This is a genomic window from Pseudarcicella hirudinis (genome assembly GCF_900115665.1).
GTDB classification, from domain to species: domain Bacteria; phylum Bacteroidota; class Bacteroidia; order Cytophagales; family Spirosomataceae; genus Pseudarcicella; species Pseudarcicella hirudinis.
This window is the reverse complement of the sequence record NZ_FOXH01000004.1, coordinates 47,814-63,053: the sequence shown is the minus strand read 5'-3', so window position 1 is coordinate 63,053 and position 15,240 is coordinate 47,814. Positions and strand designations below refer to the sequence as shown.

The 15,240-nt window shown below is 40.5% G+C and carries 7 protein-coding genes; 6 read left to right on the top strand and 1 reads right to left on the bottom strand.

From position 1 onward, the window contains the following. Window positions 1-46 precede the first annotated feature (46 nt). The 6 genes from BM179_RS08370 to BM179_RS08345 all read left to right on the top strand — a co-directional run bounded on the left by BM179_RS08370 (window position 47) and on the right by BM179_RS08345 (window position 11,907). On the top strand, window positions 47-3,202 hold the full coding sequence (locus BM179_RS08370; RefSeq protein WP_092015198.1) for a SusC/RagA family TonB-linked outer membrane protein: 3,156 nt from the start codon (window positions 47-49) through the stop codon (window positions 3,200-3,202). A gap of 64 nt (window positions 3,203-3,266) precedes the next feature. Continuing rightward, a complete protein-coding gene (locus BM179_RS08365; protein ID WP_092015195.1) occupies window positions 3,267-4,976 on the top strand; it encodes a RagB/SusD family nutrient uptake outer membrane protein in 1,710 nt (569 codons plus the stop codon). 234 nt (window positions 4,977-5,210) lie between these two features. Beyond that, window positions 5,211-5,648, top strand: coding sequence for an FKBP-type peptidyl-prolyl cis-trans isomerase (locus BM179_RS08360; protein WP_092015192.1), 438 nt, complete (start codon window positions 5,211-5,213; stop codon window positions 5,646-5,648). A gap of 610 nt (window positions 5,649-6,258) precedes the next feature. Then, entirely contained in the window at window positions 6,259-9,372 is a 3,114-nt protein-coding gene (locus tag BM179_RS08355; protein ID WP_092015188.1) for a SusC/RagA family TonB-linked outer membrane protein, read from the top strand. A gap of 20 nt (window positions 9,373-9,392) precedes the next feature. Continuing rightward, entirely contained in the window at window positions 9,393-10,928 is a 1,536-nt protein-coding gene (locus BM179_RS08350) for a RagB/SusD family nutrient uptake outer membrane protein (RefSeq protein ID WP_092015185.1), read from the top strand. Window positions 10,929-11,049: 121 nt separating this feature from the next. Beyond that, window positions 11,050-11,907 (top strand): glycoside hydrolase family 16 protein, encoded by an 858-nt coding sequence (locus BM179_RS08345; RefSeq protein ID WP_218159185.1) that lies wholly within the window; start codon window positions 11,050-11,052, stop codon window positions 11,905-11,907. Window positions 11,908-12,027: 120 nt separating this feature from the next. Here BM179_RS08345 and BM179_RS08340 read toward each other — a convergent pair whose 3' ends face one another. Continuing rightward, a complete protein-coding gene (locus BM179_RS08340) occupies window positions 12,028-14,949 on the bottom strand; it encodes a triple tyrosine motif-containing protein (RefSeq protein ID WP_177219338.1) in 2,922 nt (973 codons plus the stop codon). Window positions 14,950-15,240: the final 291 nt, after the last annotated feature.

Here is a 15,240-nt window from a genome sequence, read left to right as displayed (position 1 = left end):
ATTATCATTTTTTTCCACTTTTAACCAATTATAAACAATCCAAAGTATGAAAAATTATCTACTGACCATTGCCGCACTGTTCCTGACAGTCCAGCTTGCGTTAGCTCAGCAAAGAACCATAACCGGAAGGGTTTTGGGCGAAGAGAGCAATGAAGCGCTGATCGGGGCAAACATTCTTATTAAAGGAACAACAAGAGGAACTACCACAAACGCAGAAGGAAAGTTCTCCTTGTCTGTTCCGGAAAATGCAACAACTTTGATGGTTTCTTACATTGGTTATGCTTCAAAGGAAGTTTCAATAACCGGAATGAGCGTGGTAAATATCTCACTTGTTCCCGGAAAAGAACTGAATGAAGTAGTTGTAGTAGGTTATACTTCTTCCAGAAAAGAAGACCTGACGGGTGCAGTAGCTATTGTAGATTTAGCACCAATCAAGAATATCAGTTCAGGAAACCCGATGCAGGCTTTGCAGGGGCGGGTTCCGGGGCTTTATATTGAAAAAAGCGGCTCTCCCAATGGTACCAATTCCCGGATTTTAATTCGGGGAGCCAATACCCTTGGTAATACAGATCCGCTTTATATCATCGATGGGGTTCCTACCAAAAGACCTGAAGTACTACAGGGGATAAATCCTAACTCAATTCAGTCGATTCAGGTATTGAAAGATGCTTCTGCTGCCTCAATATATGGTTCCAGAGCTTCTAACGGGGTAATCATCGTGACTACTAAAAACGGGACTAACACAAACGGGAAAATTAACATTGACTTTAATTCAAGCATCTCTTTTCAATCCGAAAAATACCAGAGATTCAAAATGCTGAATGCGGTTGACCGTGGAAAAGCACTTTGGCAGGCTTCCGTTAACGATGGGGTAAATCCGGAAGATGGTTACGGGGCACTTTATACATTTGACTGGAATAAGAACCTTAAAAACCCTGTTTTAAATGGTGTTACCGTCAATCCATACGTCGGAGGTAATACAAATATGCCTGCCGGAGATACAGACTGGCAGGAAGCTATGTATAAAATGGGTGTGGTGACAAACAATGAACTGACGATCACAGGAGGTACCAAAAACTCTTCTTTGCAGATTAACCTGGGGTATTTTAAAAATACCGGAATGCTGAAATATACCAATTATGACAAAATCAGCGGTCGGATTAATGCTTTGACAAGTACATTCAATAACAGCGTGAAAATCGGGGCGAATATCCAGATTGCTTCCTCAAATGAAACACTGGCTGCTTCAGATATCGGAGGAGCTCTGACACCTGGTTTGGCCATTACTTTAGCACCAACTATTCCGATTTATGCAAAGGATGGCTCTTATGGCGGAGCAATCGGTTCAGGCTATTCCGACAGAAATAACCCTTTGCATATGCAGGACATCAATAAATGGGATAATACCAATCGCCTCACCATGTTTGGTAACGTGTTTATTGAAATTGAACCGGTGAAGAATCTGTTTTTCAAGTCGAGCGTCGGAGCGGATAATGCCAGTTATTTATTCAAAAATATTGAGCAATCATTTTCTGAAGGTTCTTTCGGTCGTACCAATAACAGTCTGACTTTAGATCAAAATAAAAACCTGAGTTTAACCTGGTCAAATACAGTTCGTTATAATCTTGAAATAGGGAGAAGCCAGTTTAAGTTTTTAGCCGGGGTAGAGGCTATTAAAAACGATTTTAACTATCAGGTTGCCAAGAAAGAAGGATTTGCTTTGCAAACAGAAGACTATTTTGTGTTGAGTGCCGGTACCGGAAATACCAGTGTAACCGGTTCTGCATCAGGAAGTCGTCTGTTGTCGCAATTCGGAAGAATTGACTATGGATTTTCAGACAAATACCTGGCAGCTGTAACCATACGCCGGGATGGTTCTTCCCGTTTCGGAGAAGATAACAGATATGGTATTTTCCCTGCTGCTTCTGTAGGCTGGAGAATTGATAAAGAGGATTTCTTCAAGGATGTAAAGGTAGTCAGTAATTTAAAAGCCAGAGTTGGGGTAGGCCGGGTTGGTAACCAGGAAATCGGAGACCTCGCACGTTATGGTTTGTATGATACCAGATATGGAACAAGAGCTTCTCAGGTGCCGGATGGACATAATGGCTTTTTTGACCAGTTTTGGAACATAGGTACTGCCTATGATCTCAACGGTGCCAATACAGGAAATCTTCCTTCCGGTTTTGTGTCAACTCAGGCAGAAAATACCAAGCTGAAATGGGAAACTACCGATGAAGTAAATGCCGGAATTGACTTTGGATTTTTCGATGGAAGTCTGGTAGGTTCATTTGATTATTTTACCCGTACAACCAGTGATATCCTTATTAAACCTCCGGTAGCTTCGGCGGTTGGAGAAGGACAATTGAAGTACGTAAACGGTGCAACCAAAGTAAACAACGGATTTGAATTGTCATTGGGGTATTATGGAAAACCTAAAGGAGATTTAACCTACAGTGTATTTGCCAATTTCAGCAGATTCAGAGATAAAATCACAGAATTGCCTGAAGAAGTAAGATCTGCCTATGCCGGGAACGCAATTAATACCATCATCGGTCATTCACAGTTTGATTTGTTCGGATACAAAACAAACGGACTTTTCCAGAGTCAGGCGGAAGTAGATGCTGCTCCCAAACAAGTCGGAGCTGCTCCGGGAAGAATCCGTTATGTAGATACGAATAATGACGGCGTAATAAATGATGATGACCGGGTATTTTTCGGAACGTCTTTACCTGCATTGGAATACAGTTTAACCATAAACCTGGGTTATAAGAACTTCGATTTGTCCGTCTTTGGTTCAGGTATTGCGGGCAGAACGGGTTTTGATTCCTATACTTTCTACAATAATTTTATCAGAGGCAGAGAAAACGTTGGCCCGGGTGTATTTGATGCCTGGACGCCGACACACACTAATACCAGAGTGCCTGCTTTATCGTTGTCGGATGGAAATAATGAAACCCGCCCTTCAGATTATTTCAATGTAAATACTTCATATTTCAAACTGAGGAATGTACAATTGGGATATACTTTCAGTAAAGATCTGATTAAGAAAATTGCGATGGAAAGACTCAGAGTTTATGTAATGGCAGAAAACCTGTTTCTGATCAAGTCTTCACAATTCATTGGCCCTGATCCGGAACGTACAGATGTAAATGCTATTCCGATACCAAGAACATTGACTTTCGGCGTAAATGTGTCCTTTTAAGGAATGACCGGAGGGGTTCTCAGACAAATCCATCCAATTTTAACGATCACAAATCAATAGAACAATGAAAAAGAAATTTATATATAGTTTACTCATTGCAAGTGGATTAACCATGTCCTCTTGTCAGGATTTCCTTGACTATAAACCTCAGGGAACGCTTTCTTCAGAAAATGTAAAAAGTGCAGAAGCTGCTGATGCCCTGGTAACGGCAGCATATGCCGGAATCGGGAATGATGATATGGTCGGTCCGATGACGAGCATGTGGGTGTATGGCAGTGTGCGTTCAGATGATGCCTATAAGGGAGGCGGAGGTGTTTCGGATGTTGCCGATGTGGATTATTACGAGCACTATAACCTCACCAGACCGGATCAGGGATTGATGCACCCTTTTACCTGGGAAAATTTCTACAAGGCAATTTCAAGGGCAAATGTGGCCTTAAGAAGTGTTAATTCTCTTTCGGAAGCAGAATTTCCATTGAAAAAGACCCGTCAGGCTGAGTTGCGCTTTTTGAGAGGGCATTCTTATTTTATGCTGAAAATGTTATTTAAAAATATTCCCTATATCGATGAAACAATCTCAAATGATGATATTCTGAAAGTATCGAATGTGCAGTACAAAAATGATGAATTATGGAATAAAATCGGAGAAGACTTCCAGTTTGCGGTGAATAACCTGCCTGCAAAACAATCGCAGATTGGCAGAGCTAACAAAATTGCCGCAGCCGCTTATCTGGCGAAACTCAGATTGTTTCAGGCTTATGAGCAGGATGACAAACACCAGGTGACTAATATTAATAAAACAAGGTTACAGGAAGTAGTGACGCTGACTCAGCAGGTAATCAGCTCGGGACAATATAGCTTGCAGCCTGATTTTGCGGAAAACTTTATCGCTGAAACTGAAAACGGACCAGAGTCAGTTTTTGCGATTCAGTATTCGATCAATGATGGAACAACAATCGGTCGTCTCAGTTATGTTACCGGCCTTAATTACCCTCACGGAGCACCGCAATACGGATGTTGTGGCTTTCATCAGGCAAGTCAGAACCTGGCAAATGCTTACAAAACAGATGCGAATGGTTTGCCATTATTTGATACCTTTAACAATAGCAATGTAGATTTTGCCAGCAATACGGTTGACCCGCGCATAGACCATACGATCGGGATTGACGGACATCCCTACAAGTATAATCCTGACCTTCCTTTCAGCAATAGCTGGGTAAGAGATCCTGGGGTTTACGGGTTGTTCCATACAATGAAAGAACAGCAGCTGGCCTCCAGTTCTTCTTATCATAAAGAAGGTCCTTTTATCGGTTCTTCCAAAAACATAGATATTATCCGCTATGATGATGTTTTACTGATGCAGGCTGAAGCTTATATCGAATTAGGACAGCAGGAAGCCGCCCGCCCGCTGATTAACCAGATCAGAAGAAGAGCAGCAGCCAGTACCGGCCGTTTGAAGAAATCTGACGGAACATTTGCTTCCAAATACAATACCAAAGAATATGGTTCTGCAGGCTGGACCCAATCTTATGCAAGATCAGCACTCAGATGGGAGAGAAGACTGGAGTTTGCCACTGAGAGTCCACGGTTCTTCGACCTGGTACGCTGGGGAATTGCCGCAGAAACGCTGAATGCTTATCTGGATATAGAGAAGGTAAGAAGACCATTTTTATCGACAGCAAAATTTACGGCGGGAAGGGATGAGTATTTACCGATTCCTCAAAGAGAAATCAGTTTTACAAAAGGGTTATATAAACAGAATCCGGGATTCTAAACGATAAAGTGTTTTGGGTAATGATAAAAATATCAATGGATTCATGTTGATATTAAAATGGTTAATGAGTAATGAAAAGGCAGTGGTTTATTTAAACCCTGCCTTTTTTGTATAGAAAAGGACTTTCCTTCCAGATCCGGAAAAGAAAGGAAAACCAAATCTTTTCTCTGAAAGTCTTTCTGCTTTCCTCTAAAACATATTTATCTTTGAGGAAAAATTAAACAATCATACAACATGGGTTTATTCGATGGAATTCAGGGCAACAGCCGTGAAAAAGTAGCAGCTGAAATCGCAAGAGGTGCTGCATTTTTAGCAGAAAATAAAAAAAGAGAAGGAGTCGTTGAAACAGCAAGCGGCTTGCAATATGAAGTTCTGACTGAAGGAACTGGTCCGAAACCAAGTGGTCCGAGAAGTAAAGTACTTACACATTATCACGGAACGACAATTGACGGCGTTATTTTCGATAGCAGTGTTTTACGTGGAGAACCGATTAGTTTTGGTTTATACCAGGTAATCAGCGGCTGGACGGAAGGTCTTCAGTTAATGCCTACAGGAAGTAAATATAAGTTTTTTCTTCCATACCATCTTGCTTATGGCGAGCGTGGTGCTGGTGCAGATATTCCCGGTGGCGCGACTTTAATTTTTGAAGTCGAGTTGTTGGAAACGAACTAGTTTCTGTTACAAAACCAGGCTTCTTTTCAAAAAACTCCCTCTTTCTTTTCATAGAAGCGGGAGTTTTTTTTATGGAATTTTCAGAAAATAAAATCTCATAGATCCTGCCATTTTCTCATTGCTCTGTTTCTTTATCTTTCTCTTACAAGAGGTATATTTCATGAATAAAATCACTACAGTCCGTTGCCGGGATCAGATTTATTCAATAATGTTTTACCATATTTCGGAGAATTTTCAATTCTTTTTGAGGCAGCTCTACTTCATTTATTTTCCTTTAATCACTGAAATTTTCTCCTGAAAAACCGCTGCGTTTTTATTACGTTTTACTAGAACAGCTTAGCATTCTTTAACAAATTCCGGGATTGTACGATTACTACATAAAATCGTAAGATTTGGATAAAATTTAACCATGTATGGGCTTTTGTTGTGGTAATGTTGGGGTGAAAAAGTCTGAATAGTACCAGTTGTGAGGTTTTTGTTGTAGTAATGTAGTCATAAATAATTGTACTTTTTTTAGCGCCAGTTCTACCTTTGCAGCAGGTATACCAAAACTAATTTAAATCAAAATCCCAATGGTAAAATCTTTGCCATTTGAAACAACCTTTAAAGAATGAAAAGAAAAATTGTACTGCTAATAAGTATCATACTGCTCTTTGGTGTAATTGGAACTTCGATGGCACAAAGCCTGAGAGTTAGCGGGAGAGTAACGTCTAAACCTGGCGGGGAAGCATTGGTAGGAGCAAGTGTCGCAGTAATGGGAACCTCAAAAGCTGTTATTACAGATTCAACCGGAAGATATACGATTAACGTTTCTCCCGGGGCCACTTTAGTGGTTAATTATCTGGGTGCGGCTACTCAAAGTTTTATAGTAAAGAATTCGGCCGTTCATGATTTTCAATTGGAAGAACTTTCTAACAGCCTTAATGAAGTAATTGTAGTAGGTTATGGTGCCCAGAAAAAAAGTGTTGTCACAGGGGCAATTTCAAGTGTAAAGGCGGCAGATCTGGAAAGTATGCCAATCAACAGAGTTGAGGAAGCACTTCAGGGCAGGACCTCCGGTTTAACAATCGCCTCTAACTCCGGCCAGCCGGGTTCAAGTGCAACCGTTCGTGTCCGTGGGGTAACTACACTCAATAACAATAACCCGCTTTGGGTAGTTGATGGGGTGGTAGTTGATAATGGCGGAATTGGTTATCTGAATCAGTCGGATATTGAATCAATTGAAGTATTAAAAGATGCCGCATCGCAGGCTATTTATGGTGCCAGAGCAGCAGCCGGGGTGATCCTGGTTACTACTAAAAAAGGAAAAGCAGGAAGTATTCAGGTAAATTACAATGGATTTTATGGAACTTCTGCCCCTGCAAAAAAACTGGATATGCTTAATGCTACCCAGTATGCGACTTTGCGAAATGAATCTTCTGTAGCAGCAGGTGGGGCGGTTGTGTATCCAAACCCTGCTTCATACGGACAAGGAACCGATTGGCAGGCACTTATTTTTAATAACAGCGCACGTCGCCAGAATCATGAATTAAGCATCAGCGGAGGAAATGATAAATCTACTTTTTACCTTTCTTTCGGGTATCTTGACCAGGAAGGAATTGTAGCTACTGACATTTCCAGATATACCCGTATCAATGTTCGTCTGAACAGTACCCATAAATTGTCAAAATGGATTACTGTAGGACAAAACCTTGGCTATGCACATGATAAGTCAATTGGTTTAGGAAATACAAACAGTGAATTTGGAGGCCCGTTAAGTTCTGCTATTAACCTGGACCCGATTACACAAGCGGTTATCACGGACCCTTCTGTAGCAGCAGGTTCTCCTTATCAGAACATCGGAATCCGTCGTGATGCCAATGGAAATCCTTATGGAATTTCTTCTGCGGTAGGTCAGGAGATGGTTAATCCTTTAGCGTATATCCAAACCCGTTTGGGAAATTATGGCTGGAGCGACAACTTTATAGGAAATGCTTTTGTAGAAGCCCAGCCAATGAAAGGGTTGAAATTCCGTTCAACGCTGGGTTCTAAAATGGCTTTCTACGGCAGTGAAAACTTTTCACCGCTTTCATGGCTGAACTCTTCAAATATAACCTCTAAAACCTCATTTAACAGAAGTAATAATACCCGTTTCGACTGGAATATTGAAAATACGCTTTCTTATACCAAAGACTTCAACAAGCATAATGTCAGCTTGCTTTTAGGACAGGGTGCTTATCTGGAAAACAGAACATATTCAACGAGTGTAACTTTCTATAATGTTCCGGTTGATAACTTCAATGATGCTTCCCTGAACTACAAAGTTCCGGCAGATCAGCGTGCCTCAGATGGTTCTGAAGGAGCAGAGCATACTGTAGCATCATTATTTGCCAGATTGAACTATAATTTCGACGAAAAGTACCTGGTACAAGGTTTGGTCAGAAGAGATGGTTCCTCAAGATTTGGTGCGAATCATAAATACGGTGTTTTCCCATCTGTTTCATTGGGCTGGGTTGCGTCGAGAGAAGATTTCTTCCCGACTAATACCGTGGTTAATTTCCTGAAATTAAGAGGTGGTTACGGTATAGTAGGAAATGATGCTATCGGAGATTTTTCATTCCTGTCAACAGTTGGTAGCGGCAGAAACTATGCTTTTGGTACTTCAGGAAGTTATATTATTGGTTATAGCCCCAACGCACCGGCCAATCCTGATTTAAAATGGGAACAAACCAGTCAGACAAACATTGGTTTGGATGCTACTTTGTTTAACTCTGTAAATGTGACTTTGGAATGGTTTAAAAAGGTAACAAAAGACATTTTGCAATATCCCCGCATTCCGGGTTATGTCGGGGCAATTTCTAACCCTGCCGCCAATATTGCTGATATGCAGAATACCGGGATTGAGTTTGAAGCAGGTTATCGGAAGAAATTCGGAAAATTTGACTTTTCAGTAAATGGTAATGTTTCATTTATCCAGAATGAGGTAACAAATCTGGGAGGAGGAATTACGTATTTATCAGGCGGACAAACTTTCCAGGCAAGTACTTACCCGATTACAAGAACACAGGTCGGACAACCGATTAATGCTTTTTATGGCTTTAAAACTCTTGGGATCTTCCAGAACCAGTCGCAAATTGAAAGTTATGTTGACAAAAATGGTAAAAGAATTCAGCCAAATGCCAAGCCGGGAGATTTTAAATGGTCTGACATAGACGGAGATGGTGTTATTACTGAAAATGACAGAACTTTCTTAGGAAACCCGACACCTACGTTGTCTTACGGTTTTACATTTAACCTGGCTTACCAGGGATTTGACTTAGTGGTTTTCGGACAAGGTGCTTCAGGAAACAAGATTTTCCAGGGATTACGTCGTCTTGATATTGCGAACGCTAACTGGCAGACTAAAGCACTCGATCGCTGGACAGGAGAAGGTACATCTGCTACTTTTCCAAGAATCGTAAATGGTGACCCTAACAAAAATTTCAGTAATCCTTCTGATTTCTATCTTGAAGACGGCGGGTATTTCAGAATTAAGACTTTGCAGGTTGGTTACACCTTACCAAAGAATCTGACAAGCAGATTAGGTATTCAGAAAGCCCGTGTTTATGTGATGAGCCAGAACTTACTGACTTTCACTAAATATACCGGATATGATCCTGAAATCGGAGGTGGAGTAATGAGCATAGACCGTGGAATTTATCCTCAGGCACGTTCATTCATGGTCGGGTTGAATCTTGGGTTTTAATTTTTAATTATTTGAATACAATGAAAAGAAACATTAATAAATATATCGCAGGATTGGTAATCGGAGTACAATTGCTGAGTTCATGTACGACAGATTTCCTTGAAGTAAAACCTAAAGGAACAGACCTCGAATCAAATTATTACCGTAATCAGCAGGAAGCATTTAACGGACTTGTTGCTGTGTATGATGTGGTAGGCTGGCAGGGAAGTGGTTTTGTTACTAAAATCGGGGCTTTAAATGCTGCCTCCGATGACCACTATGCAGGAGGCGGAGGAGCCAATGATATTACCAGTTTTCAGGTATTTTCAAATTATACGCTTACTCCTGCAACCGGCCCGCAGGATGAATTATGGAGAAAAGGTTTTTCAGGAATTTTCAGGGCAAATGTGATTCTTCAGAAAATAGGTACTGTACCGATGGACGAATCGCTGAAGAAAAGATACATTGCTGAAGCAAAATTCCTGCGTGCTTATTTCTATTTTGATCTGGTGAGACTTTTTAAAAACATTCCTTTATTTACTTCAACGGTTTCAACCAGCGAGATGAATAATGTTTTACAGGCAACACCGGAAGAGGTTTACAAACAGATCGAGAAAGATTTGACTGAAGCTATGGCAGATTTGCCTGCCGCCGTTCCGGTTGCTACAGAAGGTGGACGTGCTACGCAGGGAGCAGGTCATGCTTTATTGGGTAAAGTGTATTTACAGCAGGAGAAATTCGGTCCGGCAGCTCAGGAACTGGCAGCAGTAAACGGAACGCCCGGCGGAGCAAGTCAATATGGCTATAAGTTACTAAGTAATTTCGGCGACCTTTGGAATGTTAAGAATAAGTTCAATGCTGAATCAATTTTTGAAATTGCCTATACCAATACTTCTGCCGGAGCCTGGGGTTGTGTATCATGTACAGAAGGAAATGTATTGAATATTATGGTTGGGCCGAGAGGTTACAAAGCAAAAACAGCTAACGCTCCTGACTATGTTTCAGGATGGAGTTTTCTGCCTGTTACACCGGATTTATTCAATGCCATTCATTTTGATCCAAGGTATAAATACACCATTGCCAATCTCGACAGTCTTGAGAAAAACGGGATTGCCACTTATGAAAAAGGTTATATGAATACAGGATATTTTCTGGAAAAATTTGCCGGAAGAGATTCTTTTAAATGGACAGGCGCCGGAAACATGGAATTGAATTTCCCGCAAAATATCTACGATATGCGTCTGGCAGACATGTATTTGCTGGAAGCAGAAGCATTAGTGAGAGGGGGAGGAAATTTAGAACGGGCTTCAGCCTTGTTAAATGCTGTACGGGACAGAGCTTACCATGATAATCTGCATCACCTTCCTGCTACAATGGACAATATTATTAATGAAAGACGCCTTGAACTGGCAGGAGAGGGCCATCGCTGGCTGGATTTGGTACGCTGGAAGAAAGCAGGAACTGTTTTAGGACCAAGAGGTTTTAAAGAGGGTAAACATGAGATTCTGCCAATTCCTTTACTGGAAATGGAAAATACTAAAATTCAGCAAAGTAAAGAATGGGGAGGCACTAAATAAACATGAAACTTACAGATATTATCCTTAATTTACCCTAAGTTAGAGCGGCTGGCCGGCTCAGTGAGCAAATACAAATTGTTACTGGCCGGTTTAGCCTTTTTTTACCTGAAAACTGATAATTATGAAAAAGTTAAGCATTTTAGCTATGACCCTTATTTTCGGAGGATTTTTCTCATGTTCCGCTCAGAATAAGGATAATCCTGCTCCGGTAACGGTAACTCCGACAGCACCACAGGATAAGAAATGGGTTTTTGAAAGTACCCCTGTATGGGCAGATGAATTTGATTATGAAGGCAGCCCTGATTCAAAGAAATGGGGGTATGACATCGGAGGTAATGGCTGGGGAAATAATGAACTGGAGTATTATACCAACAACATCAGTAATGCCAGGGTTTCGAATGGCAAACTGACTATTACCGCCAGAAAGGAAAGTATGGGAGGGAAGGATTATACTTCTGCAAGAATGGTAACGAAAGGGAAAGGTGATTTTCTGTACGGGAGATTTGAAATTAATGCTAAAATCCCGGGAGGCTTAGGTACCTGGCCTGCAATCTGGATGCTCCCGACCGACTGGGAATATGGCGGATGGCCAAATTCAGGAGAAATTGACATTATGGAACATGTAGGATACGACCCGAATGTAATTCATATCAGTGCGCATACGCTGGCGTACTATTTCAAGATTAATACCCAGAAAACCAGTACCCGTAAAATCGATAATGCGATTACTGATTTTCATAAATATCGTTTAGACTGGACTCCTTATGCATTAAGAGGGTATATTGATGACCAGTTTATTTTTGAATTTGTAAATGAAGGAAAAGGCTATGCGGTCTGGCCATTTGATAAAAAATTCCATATTCTCCTGAATCTGGCCATAGGTGGCGACTGGGGTGGAGCAAAAGGACTGGATCCTTCAATTTTCCCTGTTGCTATGGAAGTGGATTATGTACGGGTTTATAAAATGATTGAGAAATAGTGCCTTTTCAATGCCTGATAAGGCTTTTTAAATGTAGAATTATACGATTAAAACCATGATTTACCCAAAACTCCCTCTATAAAACCGACGGCTGTTTCTGTAAAAAGAACAGCCGTTTTTCTATGATTTATTTTCTTCAACATGGAAATCCAGGAAGAAGTTGAAAAGGTTGATTTCCGAAGGAAGTTGCAGCTTTTTACGCAAACGATACCGGCTTACCTCTACGCTTCTGGACGAAATATTCATTAGCTGGGCAATTTCTTTCGTAGAGAGATTCATCCGTAAATAAGCGCAGAGTTTTAATTCAGTAGCACTCAGATTCGGGTATTTTTCCTTTAAAGCAATCAGAAAATTACTGTGAACTTTATCAAAATGAACTGAAAACTGTCCCCAGTCGCTGTCAATTTTATTTTCCTCATCTACCATTTTAACCATTTTTTTCAAATCATCTTTCAGATCATCCATATTGGTTTGTCTGGCAATTTTTACCAGATCCGTTCTGATTTTATTCAGGATTTCTGCTTTTTGAACAAGGTGCATGGCTGAGGATGCGAGATCAGAGTTTTTGTGAGTAATCTCTGATTCCAGTTTTTCATTCTTTAACCGGACAATTTCCTTGTCATTCCTGGCAAGTTCCAGTTGGTGGAGGTATTGAAGTTTTTGCTGCTCCTCCCTGTACTTCAGTTGTTGTCTGACAAACTTTCTTTTTTGCCATTTATAGGCCAGATATACCAATACGCCAACTAGAACCGCATAATACAGATACGCCCAGAAAGTAAGATACCAGGGAGGTAAAACCTCAAAAGAATAGCTCGCAACCGCTGATTCTTTGCCAAAGTTATTCCTGGCTTTTACCTGAAATCTGTATAATCCGTAAGGTAACCGGGAATATTCTTTTTCCGTTTTTTTCGTCCAGCCAGACCAGGAATTATCAAAACCTTCCAGAAAATAAGCATATTCAATACTCGATTGCTGACTAAATAAAGTTGAAGAAAACGCAAAATCCAGGGTGTTAAACTGGCTGCTTATTTTAGGAATTTGTCCGATAGCCTGATGCTTCAACATATTAACTTCTCCGAAATATCCTCCGAAAATCAGGCTGTCAGACTGGCCATAAGCCTTCAGTGATCTAAGCTGTACACTTATTTCATTTTGATTTTGTTTGTATTTTGGATAATTGATGTGGTAAAATCCGGTTTCCCCGCCAACCAGAACATTGTTTTCATTGAGAATAGTGATATTTTCAAAACCGGAGACCATTTTGTTGGTCAATTCCGGGAAATAGACCGTTTCCGGTTTGGATTTTGACAGGTCAATAACTCCCAATTGGTTATTGCTGGTAAACCAGATATTCCCTGAAGCATCTTCTTTTAAAAGAAAGACTTTGATATCTTTAAACAGCTTTCTGAAATATTCTGAGGGTTCAAAGCGATCTTTAAAATGATTGTATTCGTAAATTCCCTTTTCGGTAGCGACGACAATTCTGTTCTTTACTTTATAAACGTAATTATTGTTTAAAGAGACAGGTAAACCATTTTTGGAATCGTATAATTTAGAGGAGGCATTGGTATAATTATTAACAGAAATCCTGTAAACGCCCCGGTATGGATGAGACATCCAGATGGTATTTTCATTGTCAATACAAATAAAACGGGAAGAAAGGTAAAAGTCCGGAACAGCCCCCGTCATCTGAAAAGACTGGTTTTTATAAGTCAGAAAATGAATACCGTTGTAGCTCCCTGAAACGATAACAGGAGCAGGAGAAATGGAGGAAAGTGGCAGAAACGTCCAGAAACCATTGTTGCCAAGTAATCTTTGAGCCGTATTGTTTGCGACCTGAAAAATCCCTTCATGGTGAGCCATGAGCATTTTTCCATTAATTTCAGATAAATTCCATACCTGACCTTTTGAATTTTCAACAAAGCTGAATTTGCCGGTTACATAACTAAGGTCTGAAACATTAGCACCTACCGGAACCTTATACAGTCCTTTAGAAGTACCAAGATATAAAGTATTGTTGTACAGCGCAGAAGTATAACCGCCACTTTCCCTGTCATTTTCAGGAAAGATATTTTTTATGGCATTGTTATAGGCAATAGAGGTGATACCATTGTCGAGACCGAGCCATAAATTATGGTTCTTATCAATAAAACTGCTGAGAATATTGTTATTTTGGAGGCCTTCAGATTTAGTTATTTTTTGAATAAATTCTCCTCTGGTATTGATGATATAACAACCCGCCAGACTGGTTGATAGAGCCAGCCTGTCCGGTGAAACCTGCACCGCACTATAAATCCGATGGCTTGATACCAGACTCAGAAAAGGAGAATAAAGAGGGCTTGCAGTCTGGTCTTTGATCAGATAGATGCCGTGTTCAAGTGTGGTAAGTAAAGAACGGCCGTCTTCCAAAGGAATAAAGGCAGTAACTAAAGCTCCGGAAGGTAAAGCACTATTTTGGAGGAATGGCTGCCACCCGCCGTTATGATATTGAAGAATACCTTTATCGAAATCCTGTGCAATGAGCAAATCGTGGCTTTTTCCCAGAAATCTCCAATGAGAAACAGGCTTATAAACAGCGATAGAATGATCTTTGTACTGGAAAATCTTGTTGCTGGCTCTGAAAAACAAACCCCCGTTATATTCACAGATATTCCAGACATCTGAAAAAGCACTGTCTTTGTCATGAATTAATTTTTTCAGGGAGAAATAAGTCAGATTTCCATTTTTATCAGGGGAGAAATAACCAAATTCATCTTCAGCCCCGACATAAATTTTATGATCATTTCCAAAAGCCATTGACCGCACTTTTGATTTGTTCGGCAGGGGGTAGGTTTTCCAGAAAACACCATCAAAAGTGAGAAGACCTTCATTATTGGCAAAATACATAATGCCATTTTTGTCCTGAAGAATCCCCCAGTTCTGGGTTCCGGCAACATAGTTTTTCTTACTAAAGTTGGTGATTTCAGGCAGTCCGATGGTGTTTTGAGCGTATAATATATGTGCAGAGATTGAGAATATAATCCCCCATAAAACAGATTTCATAACAATCATATATTCAGGCTGATTGCCAGCTATGAAAAGATTGGCAATACAGCGGTCAGTCAGAACATTACCGGCAACTTAGATTTGCGGAAATTAATAATGTTCAGATATTTAAAACCAGATTCATGCGGGAACTACTGGTTTTGGTAATGCAATTTATGATTTTTCTGCTAAAAATCCCTGAAAAGACAGATAAGGAGGGAGGGATTTGGTGACCGGCAGCCTTTTGTCTTTCCGGTTCGGTTTTACCTGAAAAGATCAGAGAAACCCTGCCTGGATTCCGGCTGAGCT

Excerpts from the sequence above, each read along its gene's own strand:
- BM179_RS08370 (WP_092015198.1), top strand. The coding sequence starts at position 47 with ATGAAAAATTATCTACTGACCATTGCCGCACTGTTCCTGACAGTCCAG.
- BM179_RS08360 (WP_092015192.1), top strand. The coding sequence starts at position 5,211 with ATGGGTTTATTCGATGGAATTCAGGGCAACAGCCGTGAAAAAGTAGCA.
- BM179_RS08365 (WP_092015195.1), top strand. The coding sequence starts at position 3,267 with ATGAAAAAGAAATTTATATATAGTTTACTCATTGCAAGTGGATTAACC.
- BM179_RS08355 (WP_092015188.1), top strand. The coding sequence starts at position 6,259 with ATGAAAAGAAAAATTGTACTGCTAATAAGTATCATACTGCTCTTTGGT.
- BM179_RS08340 (WP_177219338.1), bottom strand. The coding sequence starts at position 14,949 with ATGAAATCTGTTTTATGGGGGATTATATTCTCAATCTCTGCACATATA.
- BM179_RS08350 (WP_092015185.1), top strand. The coding sequence starts at position 9,393 with ATGAAAAGAAACATTAATAAATATATCGCAGGATTGGTAATCGGAGTA.
- BM179_RS08345 (WP_218159185.1), top strand. The coding sequence starts at position 11,050 with ATGAAAAAGTTAAGCATTTTAGCTATGACCCTTATTTTCGGAGGATTT.